Here is a 16,047-nt window from a genome sequence, read left to right as displayed (position 1 = left end):
CGATGATTCTCGTGAAAGCCGCGTGAAGGGAGTCGTGCACATGGAATCAGACGCGATCAATGAAGTGAGTCCTGGGGGAGGCGGGGGCGTGGTTAGCCAAGCTGGCACCTCGCCCCGACTCCACGGCTACGGGGTCCGCTGGGACCCGGAGGGCCGGTGTTACCGGGTGCGGAACGAGACGACGGGGGAGTGGTTGCGTAGCGGCGCCTCGGGTGAGCTGGCTTCCTTCAGCTCGTTCACGGTCGCGTATCAGGCGTGGCGGGGGTTCGAGGTGCGGCGGCGGGTGGGGGCGTGATGGGGTCCATCCTCAACCGGGCCACCGCCGATCAGCGGCGGGATGCGGCCGACGTCGTCGACGACCTGACCACCGTCCTTGCCCTCGGCGGGGTGAAGTTGCCGTCGGTGGAAGTGGATTGGGAGCACGGGCGGATGACCGGGTGCTACCTGATCAGCCTGGGCTCGGCCCGTCCGTCCGAACTCCTCCGCGTCGTCGACCTGCTGCGCAAGGGTCTGCGTTACGAGCGCCTGACGTATGACGACTGATCTGGCCGCCCGCCTGCTCTGGTGGGCGTGTTTCGCCGCCGCTCTCCTCGCCGGGTTCAACTGGCGTGACAGCAACAGAAAGTAAGCCCCCGATGCGTGACCCCCGCCTTCTCGGCAAGCCGCCGGTGTGCCGGCTCGGCTGCCTCGTCCTCGTCCGCAACCCCCGGGGCGACGTGCTGCTCGTCGACCCCGACTACATGAACGGCCTGATCCTGCCCGGTGGCGCCGCCCGGCCCAACGAGCCCCCCAACCTGGCCGCCGCCCGCCACCTGCGGGCCGAGACCGGCCTCAACCTCCGCCTGACCGACGTCCTGGCGGTCGACTTCACCCCCGCCGACCGCTACCTGGAGCGCCTCAACCTCGTCTTCGACGGCGGCACCATCACCGAACACGCCGCCGCCCGTCTCACCGTCCCGCCCCAGCACCGCAGTGGCCTGCTCGGCGCCCGCTTCGTCCCCGCCCACGACCTGCTCGACGTCATGGCCCCCGCCCAAGCGGCCCGGGCCGCCGAGGCCCTCGCCAACCGCGCCGTCCCGCTCCTCCTCCACGGCCAGCGCACCACCTGTGACGAGGACCGGCCCCCACCGCGTTAGACGCCGGGGCCTGTGACGAAAGTGCTGGTGCTGCCTGGCCGCAGATCGGTAGCGGACCGAGCGGTGCTTCGGGCGGGATCTCGTGCATGGTCTCGGTGTTGCCGAACGCGGCGATCGACTGTGCGGATGCCCATGAGCCGGCTCGGTTCTGGAGTGAGGGGCTCGGATGTCCGCTGCATCCGGAGGACAGCCCGGGTGATCCGGAGACTGAGGTGATGCTCCCGGAGGGCCCGCTGCTGCACTTCAACCAGGTGCCGGAACCGAAGACGATCAAGAACAGGTTCCACCTGTGCCTGCGTCCGAAGACCACGCCGCTGGTCTGCTCCGACCAGCACGGCGAGGCCAAGCCCGCGCCGGGCGTCTTCCGCGCCGGCTGCGCGGCCCTGGACCTGGCCCCGCACGAGGTCGCCCACGTCGGCGACAAGTACACCCTGGACGCCGAAGGCGCCCTCGACGACTGAACCGTGCGCGGGGCCCCGGCCGGGTTCGGCCGCCCCGCGCCCCGCGCCCCCCGCACTCGCACCCGCAGGCCGCGCCGAACTGCCCCAAAACGAGCGGGGGATGGGGCTAGGGTGAGGATATGGTTGCACACTACAAGGAAGAAGCGGCCACGGCTGACCGGGAATTCGTCAGCGCCCCCGCCCTGATCCTGCAGTCCCTCGCCGCCGACCCCGACCGGCACGCCCTCACCACCGCCGACGGCACCGAGATCACCGCCGGCGACTTCGCCGCCGCCACCTACCGCCTCGCCCACGAACTCCTCGCCCGCGGCGCGGCCCGCGGCACCACCGTCACCCTGCTCACCGGCAACACCGCCGAAGCCCTCAGCGCCCGCTACGCCGCAGGCCTGGCGGGCGCGCGGGTGGTCAGCCTGTACGACGGCATGAGCGCCCCGGTCCTGGCCGAGATCACCACGAGCGTCGACACCGCCGTCCTGCTCGTCGACGCCGAACGCAACGCGGTGGCAGCCGAGTTGCTCCCGCTGGTCGACGTGCCCACCGTCCTCGCCCTGGGCCCGGGAGCGGCGGCGGCCGGCGAGGACGTGATCGCCGCCGCCCACCACCACCCCGCCCGGCCGCCCGCCGTCCGGGTCGGCCCGCACGACGACCTCGGCATCCGCCACACCGGCGGCACCACCGGCATCCCCAAGGGCATCCTCAGCCTGCACGGCCCCTACCGGCGCGTCTTCGACATCCCGTGGGGCGGCGGCGCGGACACCGGCGCGCCCCGCTTCCTCGCCGCCACCTCGCTCGCCCACCTCGCCGGGATCTACACCGATCTGACGCTGCGCCACGGCGGCGCGGTGGTCTTCCAGCGCGCCTTCGACCCCGGCGCGGTGCTCGCCGCCGTCGAACGCGAACGCATCACCGACCTGTGGGTGCTGCCCCCGCTGCTCTACCAGCTGCTCGACCACCCGGCGATCGGCCGCACCGACCTGTCCAGCCTGCAGCGCATCTCCTACGGAGGCTGCGCCGCCTCGCCGACCCGGGTGCGCGAGGCGCTCAAGGTGTTCGGGCCGATCCTGGTGGGCGGCTACGGCATGTCGGAGGCGCAGAACATCGCCGTGCTCGCCCCGCACGAGCACGACCGCATCGGCCGCGGCGGCCAGGTCGCGGTCGGCCGCCCGCTGCCGGGCGTCGAGGTGGTGATCCGCTCCGGCGACGGCACCGAACTGCCGGCCGGCGAGCAGGGCGGGATCTTCGTGCGCTCGGCCACCCTGATGGCCGGGTACTGGAAGCGGCCCGACCTCACCGCCGAGGTCCTGCGCGACGGCTGGCTGGACACCGGCGACGTCGGCTACCTCGACGAGGACGGCTACCTCTACCTGGCCGACCGCCTCAAGGACACGATCATCGTGGTCGGCGGGCACGTCTACCCCTCCGAGGTGGAGGACCTGCTCCTCACCCACCCCGCGATCGCCCAGTGCGCGGTCTTCGGCGTGCGCGACGCCCAGGAGACCGAGCACGTCCACGTCGCCGTCGTCCCGGCGCCGGGGCAGCGGCCGCAGCTGGCGGACCTGCGCGCGTTCGTCGCGGCGGGCAAGGGGCGCATCTACGCGCCGCAGTCCCTGCACCTCGTGGACGCGATCCCGCTGACGTCCGTCGGCAAGCCGGACAAGAAGCGGCTGCGCGAGCTGGCGGCGGGCTGAGGGCACCCCCGGGGCCCCTGATGGCGCGGGAAGTCGGCGGGTCCGACTTCCCGCGCGCGGCGTCCGGCGGGGCCGTTACGCGACAAGCGACAAGGTCGACTGCCCCGCGCCGGCGTCGTCCCCGCCCCGCGCCGGCCCGGCGTTCAACGGCGGCCCAGGACCTCCGCGATGCGGACGAACCCGTCCTCGCCGTGGCCCAGTCCGATGGCGCGGCGGGCCATGCCCTCGGCCGCGCGCATCACGCCCGCGTCGATGCCGTGGCCCTCCGAGGTGTGGACGATGTGGGCCATGGACGACACCGCCGAGGTGAGCGGGTTGCCCTCGCCGGAGAAACTGCCGCCGTCCACTCCTTCCGCGAGCTGCTCGAAGAGCGGCGGCAGGATCGCGCCGATGCCCTGGGCGAACGGCGCCAGCTCCCGCGCGGTGACACCCTCCGCCCGCGCCACCGCCAGGGCGTGCGCGTAACCCGCCATCGCGGTCCAGAAGACGTCCAGCAGCGCGATGTCGTAGGCCGCCGCCCGCCCGATCTCCTCCCCGAGGTGGGTGTGGGTGCCGCCCAGCGCGTCCAGCACCGGCCGGTGCTCCCGGTAGAGCCCCTGCGGGCCGCTGTGGATGAACACCGCGGCCGGCGTCCCGATGGTCGTGGTCGGCGTCATGATCGCGCCGTCCAGGTACCCGATGCCGTGCCCGGCCGCCCAGGCCGCGGTGGACCGGGCCCGGGCCGGGGTGTCGGCGCTCAGGTTCACCACCGTGCGCCCCTTGAGCGCACCGGCGACCGCGTCCGGCCGCAGCACGGCGTCGGCCGCGTCGTAGTCCACCACGCAGAGCACGGTCAGAGCGCTCGCGGCGACCGCCTCCTGGGCCGACCGGGCGCCGATCGCGCCCCGCTCGACCAGTTCGCGCTCCCTGCCCGGCGTCCGGTTCCAGACCGTGGTCCGCAGACCGGAATCCAGGAACGCCCCGGCCAGGGCCCGACCCATCGGACCCAGACCGAGCACGGTGACGGCAGACTGTCCGTCGTGAGGGGACATGAAGCAACTCCCTTGAAATATCGGCATACAGTGACGAACGGGACGAGGATGACGCGCAGCCGTGCCCAGGAAACGAATGTCTGCGGAGTGACCGCCGCGATCGCCGTGATCGACGGCAAGTGGAAGACCGTTCTCCTGTGGCTGCTGGAGTCCGGTCCGCACCGCCCCGGCGAGCTGCGCCGGCGGCTGCCGGGCCTCAGCGAGAAGGTGCTGACCCAGGCGCTGCGCGAGATGGAGGCCGACGGGCTGGTGCACCGGGAGGTGCACGACGGGCTGCCGCTGAAGACGGTGTACTCCCTGACCGCGTTCGGCCGCGAGCTTTCGCAGGCGTTGGCCCCCGTCTCCGACTGGGGCCATCGCCGTCTGGAGAAGCTCGCCGAGGCCCGATCGGCCTCCTGATACCTCGACACCCCCGTCTCGCGTGGACCCGGCGGCCCCGCGACCGCCCACCACCAGGTTCGCCTCGCCCCCGCGCGCGGACAAGTACCCACTAAAAAGTGGCCACTGCCCGGTTCGACGTGAGCTGCTCGGCAACCGTGGTTCCGGGCCGCGAACCAGGCCGGTCGACCGCTACCGGCTCCGGTCTGTGGGACATCACCGCGGCTCGGGGAAACGGTGACGGGGTGCTCTGCGAGGACGTTCTCGCCCGGTGGCGCCCTGGCGCCCTGGTGCCGGTGTGCTCGGTCAGGACCGGAGCCGTCCGCAGTGCCCACCCACGGGCTGTTGCGCCGGCGGTGAACACCGGCCCGACCGGGCCCGACGATCACTACCGTCCCGTCCCATGACGACGGTCACCACACGCACGGTCGAGTACCCGGCCGACGGCCTGACGATGATCGGGCACCTCGCCCTCCCGGCCGGTGCCGACCGCCGACCCGCGGTCCTGATCGGGCCCGAGGGGCCGGGCCTGAACGACTTCCAGCGCCGCCGGGCCGACGCCCTCGCCGAACTCGGCTACGTGGCACTGGCCTTCGACCTCCACGGCGGGCGCTGGTTCACCGACCCCGAGGAGATGCTGGCCCGCGTGATGCCGCTGCTCGCCGACCCCGACCGGATGCGGGGCATCGGCCACGCGGCACTCGACGTACTGCGCGCCGAACCGCGGACCGACCCCGACCGGATCGCCGCCATCGGCTACGGCACCGGGGGCGCCATCGCGCTGGAACTCGGGCGCGACGGCGTCGACTTGCGCGCGATCGGGACGGTCAACGCACTGACCACGGGCCGACCGGGCGAGGCCGCGCGCATCCGGTGCCCCGTGTGGGCCGGGGTCGGCTCGGAGGACCCGATCATGCCCGCCGGGCAACGGGACGCCTTCGCCGCCGAAATGCAGGCCGCGGGCGTCGACTGGCGCCTCACGGTCTACGGCGGCGCCCTGCACGCCTTCCACCACCCGCCGGTCGACCAGACCGTCCTCCCCGGCGTCGGCCACCACCCACGGCACGCGCAGCGGGCCTGGCGCGACGTCGTCGACCTGCTCGCCGAATGCCTGCCCGTGACGCAGTGATCCGCCCGGCAGCCGCGATTCCCCGAACTCCGCGGCGCAGCAGGTCAGCCGACGGCATCGAGGACCGGCGCCCAGACGGCACCGGTGAGTGCGGCCACCGCCTGCTGCTCGGAGAGCGGGGGAGTGGCGCGGGTGGGCTTCGGTGTGTCGGCGCCGCTGCCGCCGCCGGTGCTGTTCCACTGCACCAGCTGAAGCTGCGCGCCGGTCGACTTCAGGGTCACCGTCACCGTCCAGCGGCGGGCGATGTCGGCACCGGCCGGGTGCTTGGCCGCGTTCTGCTCCGACATCACCACGGCCCCGCCGGGAAGCGCGGCACCGCTCGGCAGCTCGCTCACCGTGCAGGTGTCACCTGCGGCACGCGCGGACTTCTTCTGGTCGCAGCTCAGCCCGTCGCCGTCCCTGAGCGGCAGCTTGAGCCGCAGGGCCGAGACGCCGACCAAGGCGGGGCCGTGCCCGTCGTCGACGAGCACCGCACCGTTGGCGACGAGCCCGGCGGACGGATCCGAGGGGTTGTTGCTCTGCCCGCTCGCCTGGCTGAACCGGGCCCCGGGGAACATCATCTCCACGGCCTCGATCATCTGGGTGTCGGTGACCGCGGAACGCGGCATCGCCAGCGCCGCCGGCTCGATGTCGGATCCCGCGGAGCGGGTCCCGGCGAGCACGCCGGGGAGCACCAGGCCGGCCGCCACGATCACGGCGCAGGCGCCCCCGACCCCGGCGATGACGCCGGCGTTGCGCCGACGCCGACGGCTGCGCCCGCGCTCGACGGCCCCGCTCAGGAGCGTGGTGAGATCGGGTTCGAGGGAGTCGGTCGTGCGGTCCAGGGCATGGGCGAGGTCTGCTTCGAACGGCATGCCGGTGTCACCTTTTCTGTCGCTGATGGGAGGGTTGTGGCGGATTCGGCCTGCGGGCCCGCCGCTCAGTGCGGGATCAGGTCGGACAGGCTGTCGCCGAGCAACGCCCGCACCCTGCCGAGTGCACGGGTGCCCTGGGAGCGGACCGCACTGCTGCTCAGCCTGAGCATCCGGGCGGTCTCCTCGATGCTGCGGTCCTCCCAGTAGCGCAGCAGGAGCACCGCCCGGTCGCGGGGCGGGAGTTGGCCGAGCGCGTCCAGCAGGGTGAGCCGCAGCGCGGTGTCCGGGCCGGACGCCGCACCGTCGGGCAGGTTCGCGATGGGGCGCTCGCCGGTGCTCCGCCGACGCCGCAGACTGAGGAAGGTGCGGACCAGAACCGTCTGGGCGTAGGCCCCCGGGTTGTCCGCACCGGCCACCCGGTTCCAGTGCACGTACACCCGGCTGAGGGTTTCCTGGACCAGGTCCTCGGCAAGATGCGAGTCGCCGGCCGCGAGGACGTACGCCGAGCGGTACAGCGCCTTCGCCCTCGCGGCCACGAACTCCAGGTACTCATCCTCCTGTGCTGACTTCACTCGGTTCCCGCCTGTTCCCTTGTGCTGTGATCCCCGTGCATACCCCTCATGACTACGTGAGGCGTCGGGATGTCGCGCGGACGGGACGCCTTCTCCTGCACCGGGCGGTGCGGAGGCGGCGGCGGGCGGCGGCGGGTGTCAGCCGAGGAAGTCGACGCGGTCGATCAGGCCGTCCCGTACCCGGTAGGCCACCAGCACCCGGACCGGGTCGGCGGCCAGGCCGTGGGCGACCTCGTGGTCGACCACCCGGTCGCCCTCGGTGAGCCGGCCGACGATCTCGGCCCGGCACCGGCCTGCGGCGAACATGGGGCCGTACACGGCACGCAGGGCCTCCCGGCCGTGCAGGCTGCTGCCGTCGCGTCTGGTGATGGACACGTCCTCGGCGTAGGTGGCCACGAAGGCGTCGAGGTCATGGTTGTTGTACGCGGCCAGTTGCCGATCGACCACAAGCGCTGGTTCACTCATGACTGCCGATCATGGCGGGCGCGGACCAGGGAGTCCAGCGCGAACCGGCGTTCGATGCCGACACGGCCGACCTGCACCGACGGCCCGGCACCGGGGCTTCTCCTGCGGATCCCGCCTACGGCCGGGGCCGATGCACGCGGCTGCTCTTCCCGTCGCCGCCGGAGCCGCCGGAGCCGCCGGAGCCGCCGAAACCGTCGGAGGCGCCGGAGCTGTCGGAGCCGTCGGAGGCCCGCGAACCGGGGAAGAGCCGGCCGAGGTGGTAGTGCAGGACCGCGGCCGCGTCCTGCGCCGTCCGCTGGCCGAGCAGGACGCTCAGGCCGAGGCCGGCGGAGGCCGCCAGCAGGACGACGGCCTCCTGGCGGGCGTCCATGCGCGGATCGGTGTCCCCGGCCTGCCGGGCGGCGGTCAGCAGGCCGACCAGGAAGTCCTCCATCTCGTTGGGCGCCGAGAGGAACGACTGGCCGGCGAGTGCGGGGTCGGTGACGGAGAGCACCGCGTACTCGGTGTAGACGAGGTGGAAGGTCCGGCTCTCCTCGTCGGTCGGCACGGCTTCGAGCAGGACCGCCGCGATGATGTCGCGCGGAGCCGTCGAGGACCCGGCCGTCCTCACGCGGTCGCGGATCCGCTCGCCCATGCGGACGGCCAGGCGGGCCATGGCGGCGAGCAGCAACTGCTCCTTGGTGTCGAAGTAGTACTGCACGAGCCGTACCGAGACGCCCGCCTCGACCGCGACGGACCGCATGGTGACGGCGTGCAGCCCGCTGTCAGCGGCCGAGCGGAGCAGCGCGTCGATGATGTGGGCCCGCCGCTCCTCGTGATCCACCAGCTTCGGCATCGGGTTCCCTCCAAACGTTTTTATGGTACAAACATACCATCAAGTGCTGCTGTTTCGTGCATCTCGTGCACCGGGAGGGAACATGACCAGGACAGGCATCGGACACTTCGTCAGCGAGGAAGCCCGCGCGAAGTTCCTTGCGGCCTACGACCAGGCGATGGAGCTGTGGCCGAGTCCCCGCCGGGAACTCGACGTCGAAACCACCTACGGCACCGTCCACGTCCACCACTACGGACCCCGGAGCGGCGAACCGATCGTGCTGTTGCACGGCCACGCCGGACATCCCTCCAACTGGTACCCGCAGATCGCCGCCCTGGGCCGGCGCCACCCGGTCTACGCGATCGACACCCTCGACGACCCCGGCCGCAGCGTCCAACGCGCCGTCGCAGCCGGCTCCACGGAGAACGCGGCCTGGCTCAGCGAGGTCTTCGCCGGCCTCGGACTGGAACGGATCCACCTGGTCGGCCTGTCCTACGGCGGCTGGCTGACCCTCAACCAGGCCGTCCACGCACCCGAGCGCCTCGCGTCGATCGCGCCGCTGGACCCCGGCGGGATCGAGAAGGTCCCCGCACGGTTCTACGCCCACATGATCGGCGGCCTGTTCGCCATGCTCGCCCCGCGGCGTCTGCGCCCCGCGCTGGGACGGCTGCTCGCCAACCCCGCCCTCAGCTCACCACCCGAGATGATCGCCCCCCTGATGCTGGGCATGCGGACCTACAAGCCGAACACCCGCCCCGCGGCCAGGCCGTTCACCGATGAGGAACTGGGCTCCATCCGGCTGCCCGCCCTCGTCCTGGTGGGCAGCCGCAGCGCCCTGCTCCGGCCGCACCAGGTGCTGAAGAGGGTCACCGCGCTGATCCCGGGAGTCCGGGCCGAGATCGTGCAAGGAGCCGGCCACGGACTCAACCTGGAACGCCCCGACCTGGTCAATGAGCACCTGCTGCAGTTCATTGCCGACCCGGCTGCCGGCCCGGTCGCCGCCCCGGCCGGCAGCCCGCGGCCTCGTCCGTCGCGCCCCCGCTGAGGTGGACGCTGCCCGGGGGCGCCGACCCCGGGCCCGGGCGGGCCCCCCGGTGCCTGCCCGGGGCTGGGGGCTACTGGGCGGGGATCGGGCCGAGGTAGGTGCCGCCGGAGGCGTCGATGGTCTGGCCGGTCACCCAGCGGCCCTGCGGGCCCGCGAGGAAACCCACCACGTCCGCGACGTCCTCCGGTTCGCCGATCCGTCCGAGTGCGGTGATCGATTCGATTTCGGCCAACGCCTCGGGGGCGGTGGAGAATCCGGCGGTCATGTCGGTGCGGATGACGCCGGGGTTGACGGTGTTCACGGTGATCCCGCGTCGGCCGAGCTCGTTGGCGAGCGGTGCGCCGAGGGCCGTCAGTGCCGCCTTGGTGACGGTGTAGCCGATCTGGATGGGGGTGGCGATCCGGGTGGCGGCCGAGGCGATGTTGACGATCCGCCCGCCGTCCCGCAGCAGTGGCAGGGCCCGTTGGATCACGAAGAGCGGCGTGCGCACGTTGACGGTGAGCAGCCGTTCGAACTCCTCCTCGGTGAGCTGTCCGATCGAGCCGATCGCGTGGATGCCCGCGTTGTTGACCAGGATGTCCAGACCGTCGGCGCCGTGGTCTTCGCCGTGGTCTCCGCCGTGGTCCGCGCCGTGCTCCGCGAGTCCGGCGGTGAGGCCTTCGAACAGCCGGTCCACCGCGCCGCTCTCGCCGAACCCGGCCTGCACGGTGAAGGCCCGGCCGCCGGCCTTGGCGATCAGTGCCACGGTCTCCTCGGCGGCGGCCTGGTTGCTGCCGTAGTGGACCGCGACCAGCGCCCCGTCGGCGGCGAGCCGCAGGGCGACCGCGCGCCCGATCCCGCGCGAGCCGCCCGTCACCAGTGCGGTCCTGCCGTCCAGTTGTCCCACGATCGCCTCTTCCCTCGTGCCGCCCCGGCCGGAAGTCCGGGGCCGGTCTCCGGTTGTCACGGCCCGACGCCGGACATCCTCCATCCCTGCCCAGGGCCGGGCCGCCGATACCGCCCGGGTCTCGGGACTACCCGTCCAGGCGGCCCTGGTCCGGGTCGGTGCACCCCGTCGTCCGGCGCCGCAACCGTGCACGTCACGCCGGCGAGGTGATCGGTGGGCCGAAGTGCCGGGCGAAGAACCGGACCGCGCTGTCGGCCTCGAACCTGGGCAGCTCCTTGTGCTTGCCCGAGTTCACGTGCAGCGATTTCTCCTTCGAGGCGAAGGCGTCGAACAGCGCGAGGCCGGCCTCGCGCGAGATGTGCTCGTCGTCCCACTGCAGGTCGAACTCGATCGGGATGGTGATCTGCTTCGCCTTCTCGGCTAGGACATCGGGCCAGTGCTGGCCGAAGACCGCGGCCGTGATCCTGGGTTCGACTGCCACGAACGGTACGCCGATCGCGGTGCCCATGTTGATGCCCCAGAAGCCGACCAGCCCGTCGGTGCCGATCTCCGGGAGTTCCTGGAGAGCATCGAGGGTCGCCTGGTACTCGGGCACGGCGAGCTCCGCCAGGTGGTCGTTGTAGCGCACGACGATCGGGCCTTCCGGCTCGCCCGCCGCCCTCGCCCGGAACAGCTCGGCGATTTCCGCCTCGTCGTGCGCCGTGCGCGGCCGGTCGCCGTGACCGGGCGCGTCGATGACGGCGACGTGGAAGCCGCAGCCAGCCACGAGGAGGCGGGCTCGGCCGGCCATCGCCGGGTGCTTCTTGTGGTTGCCGCCGCCATGGGCCATCAGGATCAGGGGTGCGCGATCGGCCGCGTTGGAGGCTGGCGACCAGAGGACGCCGGGGACGCCGCCCACGATGAAGTCGCGTTCGAGCATGCCGTTCGACGACGACTCGGCGGTGAACTGCAGAGAGTGCATGGGTGTTGCCTTTCGGGAGTGCCTTGTTGGCGAGGCGCTCCCGGCGACGCCTACGTCAATCGCCGGCCGTGACGGGAAGGGGGAGCACCCACGTCGATACAGCGTTCATGGGTCTCACCTCCTCAGGCGGCGTCACGGTCGACCGAAAGCTACCAGCCCGATGATCATCCCGCCAACCTTTTTCCTGCCACGTCATCACGACTCCAGGCACGCCCTGGCCACCACGGTAGGTGAGGAGCGGGAAGTCGACGAGACCGACTTTCCGTGCTGGAACGGCACGGCCCCGCCGCCCCGGGTGGGGCGGCGGGGCCGGGAGTTGCTGTCAGCGCGCGTCGAACTCGCCGGTGCGGACAGCCGAGACGAAGGATCGCCGGGCGGCGGAGGGGAAGAGGAGAGCCCGACCGCTGGGGTTCTTGGAGTCGCGGACGCCCTCGCCGACGGGCCCCAGCGCTACCGCGACCTGCGGCGGCGCCTGGCCGGCGTCGGCGAGAAGATGCTCACCCAGACCCTGCGCGCCCTGGAGCGCGACGGCCTGCTCACCCGCTCCGTCACCCCCACCGTCCCGGCCCGTGTCGACTACGCCCTCACCCCGCTGGGCCGCGACCTGCTCCCGCTGGTGCAGGCGATCAAGGCGTGGGCTGAGTCGCACCTGCCCGAGGTTCTCGCCGCGCGCGCCGACTACGATGATGGGCTGGTGAATTGACGGATCGTCAGGGATGTGGGGAGGTGAAGGCGGTGATGTCCGCCAGCGGCGGCCGGTAGCCGTCGGTGGTGTCCACGCACAGGCGCGGCGCGGGCAGGGACAGCGGGGTGAAGTCGTCCAGCAGGTTGCCCGCTCCGGGCGGGGCCGCGAGCAGGTCCCGGTCGGCGTGGGCGCTTCGGCGGCCGTCCGCTGCCAGGCGGGTCCGGAGTCGTTCGCGGGCCACCGCCGGGTCCACCTGGCAGTGCACGATGCGCAGTTCGGTGTGCGCGGCGAGCGGCGCGAGGCCGGGGCGCCACAGCCGGTCCTGGAACGCGGCCTCGGCGATCACGCTCACCCCTGCGCGCACCAGCACTCCCAGGACGTCGAAGAACGCCGCGCGCACCACCTCGTTCGGGTTCCCGGCGCGGGTGCCCGCGTGGACCAGGCCCTCCTTCAGCTCGTCCCGGCACACCGCCGGGCAGCCGACCGCCCGCGCCAGCGCGTGCGCCAGCGTCGTCTTCCCGCTGCCCGGCCCGCCGCTCACCACGATCAGCACCGCTCGTCCCCTTCCCGGCGCGGCCGGTGCGTGCCGGCCCTCGTCCCCATTCTCGGCGGGGAGGGGGCGGGGCTGGGCGTGTCGGTGGCGGGTGCGGCCGTTGTGGGGCCGGTGCGGGCCCCAGGCCCGGGCGTCAGGCGAGGGTGTGGTGGAGGCGGTCGGCGAGGGTGGGGTAGGGGCGGCAGTCCAGGACGGGCAGGTGGTGGGTGCGGGCCTGGTCGGCGAGCCAGGTCGAGTAGCGGGCGCTGACGGTGGCGCGGCGCTCCTGCGGGCCGCAATCCGGTTCCCGCCGGCCGTAGTTGGCGCTGATCCGGGCCGGGTCGCCCTCGTGCAGGAACACCGCGCGCACGCGGCGGCCCCGTCCGGCGGCCTCGGCGGCGATGCGGGCGGCGGCGGCCGGGGTGAGGTAGTCGCCTTCGACGATCGCGGGCACGTCGACGGTGAGGCGGTTGCGGACGACGCCGAGCAGAGCCGGTTCCAGGGCGCGGGCGGTGGCGATCTGCAGCTCCAGGACGCGGTCGGCGGGCAGCGCGTCGGGGTCGGGCAGGGCGTCGAAGTGGTGCAGGCCGGGGTGGCCCTCGGCGGTGGTGGCGGCGTGGAGGGCGGCGACGACGTCGTCGAACTCGACCACGAACGCGCCGCTGCACCGGGCGAGATGGGCGGCGGCGCGGCTCTTGCCGATGCCGGAGGCCCCGCCGAGCAGCAGGACGTCCCAGGCGGGCGCGCCGCCGTCCCCGCAGCCGCCTGCGTTGCTGCCACTGTCCCCGCAGCCGCCTGCGTTGCTGCCACTGTCCCCGCAGCCGCCTGCGTTGCTGCCCCCGTCGTCGCTGTCGTTGCTGTGCATCCGGGCACGGTACCCGCCGGTCCGGGCGGGGCGGTAAGCGGTTTCGGGTGCGGGCGGGCTCTGAGGGGTGAGGGAGGTGTGCGGCTCCCCGGCCTGGCCCCCGGCGCCCGACAGCCGGCCCGGCCCGGTCCCGTCCGTCACCCGCGCCCGCTTGCCGCTGGCGTGGCGCGGGTGACGGGAAGCGGGGACACGGTCCTGGGGGCAGGCGGGTCAGTCGGCGTCCCGCAGCGGGCGGCGCACCGCCCAGGGCAGGACGAACCACAGCCCGGCGAAGATCAGCGCGACCACGCAGGTGATCGCCACAGCCGTGCCGCCCCCGAGGACGACGTCCAGCACCAGCAGGACGGCGCCGGTGAGCGCGCAGGCGAGCAGCAGCAGGCCCAGTTGGGCGACGTGGGCGGAGACCTTGACGATCCGCGCCTTGCCGGGGTGGTGGAACAGTCCGCGGTGCAGTGCCACCGGGGTGGCGAGCACGGCCGAGGAGATGACGGCCAGCAGCAGGGTGGTGACGTAGATGTCCTGCTGGCCGTCGGTGAGTTCGGCGAAGCGCGGGGTGAAGGCGACCCCGAGCAGGAACGCGAACACGATCTGCACGCCGGTCTGCAGCACCCGCAGCTCCTGCAGCAGCTCCACCAGCCGCCGGTCGGCCCGGGCTCCCGGGCTCTCCGGCCCGAACGCCGCCGGGGCGGCGGGCTGCGGATGCGGCTGCGACTGCGGCTCGGGTTCGGGCCGGGGTTCGGGCTGGGACGGCTGCGGGGTGCTGGTCATGTGTCACATTCTGCGCGCCCGCCGTGCGGTCAGCCGTCCGCGGCGCCCGGCCGGGTGCCGTCCAGGCGGTGCTGCCAGGTGGTGAGGAGGGACTGCAGGGCGGCGGACTCCTCGGGGGAGAGCAGGGCGAGCAGGCGGTGCTCGTTGCGCACGTGCGCGGTGAACGCCTCGTCGATCAGCCGCAGGCCGGCGTCGGTGAGGGCGACGACGCGCCCGCGCCGGTCGTCCTCGGCGTGGCGGCGGGTGACCAGCCCGGCGCGTTCGAGGCGGTCGATCCGCTTGGTCATCGCGCCGGTGGTGACCATGGTGTGGGCGGCGAGTTCGCCGGGCGCCCGCTCGTAGGGGGTGCCGGCGCGGCGCAGCGCGGCCAGGACGTCGAACTCGCCCTCGCTGAGGCCGTAGCGGGCGTAGACCAGGGTGAGTTCGCCGGTCAGGCGGGCGGCGAGGCGGTGCAGGCGCCCGATGACGGCCAGCGGGGAGACGTCGAGGTCGGGGCGTTCGCGCCGCCACGCGGCCTGGATCAGCGCCACGTGGTCGGCGTCCGGGCCCGGCTGGGTGCCCACGCCCGGATGGGCGCCCGAGCCTGCCGGGGTCCCCGTGCCCACCTGGGCGTGCTGGTGCTGGTGGTGCTCCATGGCGGCCATCCTACCGCCACTATCTTCCCGGGAAGATATATTGCCTTCCATGGAAGCCAATCTGCGGTGGGTCCTGCTGACCGCGGTCGCACCGCTCGCCTGGGGCGCCAACTACTACGTCACCCACGCCTACCTGCCCGCCGACCGCCCCCTGTGGGGCGCGGCCCTGCGTGCCCTGCCGGCCGGACTGCTCCTGCTGGCCCTGGCCCGCCGCCGCCAGCACGGACCCTGGTGGTGGCGCAGCGCCCTGCTCGGACTGCTCAACACCGCGGTGTTCTTCGTCCTGCTCTACCTCGCCTCCCACCTGCTGCCCACCAGCACCGCCGCCACCGTCATGGCCGCCTCCCCACTGGCGATGCTGCTCACCGCCTGGGCACTGGCCGGGCAGCACCCGCAGCGCGCCCACCTGGCCGGCGCGGTGGTGGGCCTGGGCGGGGTGGCGCTGACACTGCTCGGCGCCGGCGGCGCGGTGGACGGGGCGGGGCTGGCGGCCTCGGTGGCGGCCATGCTGGTCTCCTCCGTCGGGTACGTGCTGGCCGCCCGCTGGCGCGACGGCGCGGACCCGCTGGCCGCCACGTCCTGGCAACTGACCGCCGGCGGCCTGATGCTGCTGCCGGTCGCCGTCGTCGTGGAGGGCGCGCCCCCGGCGATGGACGCCCGCACGCTGCCGGCCTTCGGCTACGTCACGCTGGTGGCCACCGCGCTCGCCTTCGCCCTCTGGTTCGCGGGCCTGCGCCACCTGCCGGCCGGCACGGTCGGCCTGCTCGGCCTGCTCAACCCGCTCGCCGGCGTCCTGCTGGGCGTCGCGCTCGCGGGGGAGGGGCTCGGCGCGCGCCGGCTGTGCGGACTGGCCCTGGTCCTGGCCGGCGTCCTGCTGGGCCGCCCCCGCACCCGGCCGCCCGCACCCGCCGCCGAACCGACGGGCCGCGGCCGGAGCCCGGCGGTGCCGTCGGGGCGGCGGCCGACGAGTTAGCCGGCCCGGCCCGGGCGCGCCGCTCGGCCTCCGCGCCCGCCCGACCACCGGGCGGACCCTGGCGGCCGGTTCACCACGAGAGCGTCCGACTCCACGGCCCGGAGAACTCCATGGCCCGGAGAACGTCGCGGCCCGCAGAAGAGCGCCGCCGTACCGTGCCGAGCGGCCG

General features: G+C 73.5%; 20 protein-coding genes and 2 pseudogenes. 10 read left to right on the top strand and 12 right to left on the bottom strand.

The window, feature by feature from the left end:
- The first annotated feature begins 294 nt into the window (after positions 1-294).
- The 5 genes and pseudogenes from P3T27_RS12970 (at position 295) to P3T27_RS12955 (ending at position 3,285) form a co-directional block, all read left to right on the top strand.
- Positions 295-543 (top strand): hypothetical protein, encoded by a 249-nt coding sequence (locus P3T27_RS12970; RefSeq protein WP_280677675.1) that lies wholly within the window; start codon positions 295-297, stop codon positions 541-543.
- A gap of 92 nt (positions 544-635) precedes the next feature.
- Positions 636-1,136, top strand: a complete 501-nt coding sequence (locus tag P3T27_RS12965; RefSeq protein WP_280677673.1) for an NUDIX domain-containing protein — start codon at positions 636-638, stop codon at positions 1,134-1,136.
- Between the two features lie 86 nt (positions 1,137-1,222).
- Positions 1,223-1,447, top strand: a pseudogene (locus P3T27_RS12960) (VOC family protein); the annotation flags it as partial.
- Positions 1,424-1,597 (top strand): HAD-IA family hydrolase, encoded by a 174-nt coding sequence (locus P3T27_RS40990; RefSeq protein WP_348534097.1) that lies wholly within the window; start codon positions 1,424-1,426, stop codon positions 1,595-1,597. The pseudogene P3T27_RS12960 and the gene P3T27_RS40990, both read left to right, overlap by 24 nt.
- A gap of 119 nt (positions 1,598-1,716) precedes the next feature.
- Complete coding sequence (locus P3T27_RS12955; protein ID WP_280677671.1) at positions 1,717-3,285, top strand: AMP-binding protein; 1,569 nt, start codon at positions 1,717-1,719, stop codon at positions 3,283-3,285.
- Positions 3,286-3,428: 143 nt separating this feature from the next.
- Here the strand turns inward: P3T27_RS12955 and P3T27_RS12950 are convergent, their stop codons facing one another.
- A complete protein-coding gene (locus P3T27_RS12950) occupies positions 3,429-4,316 on the bottom strand; it encodes an NAD(P)-binding domain-containing protein (protein ID WP_280677669.1) in 888 nt (295 codons plus the stop codon).
- A gap of 48 nt (positions 4,317-4,364) precedes the next feature.
- Between P3T27_RS12950 and P3T27_RS12945 the strand changes: the two genes are divergently transcribed.
- Positions 4,365-4,715: a helix-turn-helix domain-containing protein gene (locus tag P3T27_RS12945; RefSeq protein ID WP_280677667.1), complete on the top strand. Its 351-nt coding sequence runs from the start codon at positions 4,365-4,367 to the stop codon at positions 4,713-4,715.
- Between the two features lie 382 nt (positions 4,716-5,097).
- Positions 5,098-5,823 carry a dienelactone hydrolase family protein gene (locus tag P3T27_RS12940; protein ID WP_280677665.1) on the top strand — a complete coding sequence of 242 codons (726 nt, stop codon included), beginning with the start codon at positions 5,098-5,100 and terminating at the stop codon, positions 5,821-5,823.
- 44 nt (positions 5,824-5,867) lie between these two features.
- Here the strand turns inward: P3T27_RS12940 and P3T27_RS12935 are convergent, their stop codons facing one another.
- The 4 genes from P3T27_RS12935 to P3T27_RS12920 all read right to left on the bottom strand — a co-directional run bounded on the left by P3T27_RS12935 (position 5,868) and on the right by P3T27_RS12920 (position 8,549).
- Positions 5,868-6,677: a hypothetical protein gene (locus tag P3T27_RS12935; RefSeq protein ID WP_280677664.1), complete on the bottom strand. Its 810-nt coding sequence runs from the start codon at positions 6,675-6,677 to the stop codon at positions 5,868-5,870.
- A gap of 65 nt (positions 6,678-6,742) precedes the next feature.
- On the bottom strand, positions 6,743-7,249 hold the full coding sequence (locus P3T27_RS12930; protein WP_280677662.1) for a SigE family RNA polymerase sigma factor: 507 nt from the start codon (positions 7,247-7,249) through the stop codon (positions 6,743-6,745).
- Positions 7,250-7,387: 138 nt separating this feature from the next.
- Positions 7,388-7,714 carry a nuclear transport factor 2 family protein gene (locus P3T27_RS12925; RefSeq protein ID WP_280677660.1) on the bottom strand — a complete coding sequence of 109 codons (327 nt, stop codon included), beginning with the start codon at positions 7,712-7,714 and terminating at the stop codon, positions 7,388-7,390.
- 115 nt (positions 7,715-7,829) lie between these two features.
- Entirely contained in the window at positions 7,830-8,549 is a 720-nt protein-coding gene (locus P3T27_RS12920; RefSeq protein WP_348534091.1) for a TetR/AcrR family transcriptional regulator, read from the bottom strand.
- A gap of 82 nt (positions 8,550-8,631) precedes the next feature.
- On the opposite strand from P3T27_RS12920, the gene P3T27_RS12915 reads away from it, so the two are divergent.
- Positions 8,632-9,573 (top strand): alpha/beta fold hydrolase, encoded by a 942-nt coding sequence (locus P3T27_RS12915; RefSeq protein WP_280677658.1) that lies wholly within the window; start codon positions 8,632-8,634, stop codon positions 9,571-9,573.
- Positions 9,574-9,643: 70 nt separating this feature from the next.
- On the opposite strand, the gene P3T27_RS12910 is transcribed toward P3T27_RS12915, so the two are convergent.
- The 3 genes from P3T27_RS12910 to P3T27_RS12900 all read right to left on the bottom strand — a co-directional run bounded on the left by P3T27_RS12910 (position 9,644) and on the right by P3T27_RS12900 (position 11,868).
- Positions 9,644-10,459 carry an SDR family oxidoreductase gene (locus P3T27_RS12910; RefSeq protein WP_280677656.1) on the bottom strand — a complete coding sequence of 272 codons (816 nt, stop codon included), beginning with the start codon at positions 10,457-10,459 and terminating at the stop codon, positions 9,644-9,646.
- Positions 10,460-10,652: 193 nt separating this feature from the next.
- Entirely contained in the window at positions 10,653-11,420 is a 768-nt protein-coding gene (locus P3T27_RS12905) for an alpha/beta hydrolase (RefSeq protein ID WP_280677654.1), read from the bottom strand.
- Positions 11,421-11,742: 322 nt separating this feature from the next.
- Positions 11,743-11,868, bottom strand: a complete 126-nt coding sequence (locus P3T27_RS12900; protein ID WP_280677839.1) for a DUF397 domain-containing protein — start codon at positions 11,866-11,868, stop codon at positions 11,743-11,745.
- Between P3T27_RS12900 and P3T27_RS12895 the strand changes: the two are divergent.
- Positions 11,848-12,123: pseudogene (locus tag P3T27_RS12895) on the top strand (helix-turn-helix domain-containing protein); the annotation flags it as partial. The gene P3T27_RS12900 and the pseudogene P3T27_RS12895 sit on opposite strands and share 21 nt — an antisense overlap.
- 7 nt (positions 12,124-12,130) lie before the next feature.
- On the opposite strand, the gene P3T27_RS12890 reads toward P3T27_RS12895, so the two are convergent.
- From P3T27_RS12890 to P3T27_RS12875, 4 genes are all read right to left on the bottom strand, one after another.
- On the bottom strand, positions 12,131-12,658 hold the full coding sequence (locus P3T27_RS12890; protein WP_280677652.1) for an ATP-binding protein: 528 nt from the start codon (positions 12,656-12,658) through the stop codon (positions 12,131-12,133).
- Between the two features lie 133 nt (positions 12,659-12,791).
- Positions 12,792-13,502 (bottom strand): AAA family ATPase, encoded by a 711-nt coding sequence (locus P3T27_RS12885; protein ID WP_280677651.1) that lies wholly within the window; start codon positions 13,500-13,502, stop codon positions 12,792-12,794.
- Between the two features lie 210 nt (positions 13,503-13,712).
- Entirely contained in the window at positions 13,713-14,270 is a 558-nt protein-coding gene (locus P3T27_RS12880; protein ID WP_280677649.1) for a DUF6328 family protein, read from the bottom strand.
- Between the two features lie 29 nt (positions 14,271-14,299).
- Positions 14,300-14,905, bottom strand: a complete 606-nt coding sequence (locus P3T27_RS12875) for a MarR family transcriptional regulator (protein ID WP_280677647.1) — start codon at positions 14,903-14,905, stop codon at positions 14,300-14,302.
- A 49-nt stretch (positions 14,906-14,954) separates the two neighbouring features.
- Here P3T27_RS12875 and P3T27_RS12870 point away from each other — a divergent pair, with 49 nt between their 5' ends.
- Positions 14,955-15,878, top strand: a complete 924-nt coding sequence (locus P3T27_RS12870; protein WP_280677645.1) for an EamA family transporter — start codon at positions 14,955-14,957, stop codon at positions 15,876-15,878.
- Positions 15,879-16,047: the final 169 nt, after the last annotated feature.

This window comes from Kitasatospora sp. MAA19 (assembly GCF_029894125.1).
Taxonomy (GTDB): Bacteria; Actinomycetota; Actinomycetes; order Streptomycetales; family Streptomycetaceae; genus Kitasatospora.
This window is presented reverse-complemented; position numbering and strand designations above follow the sequence as displayed.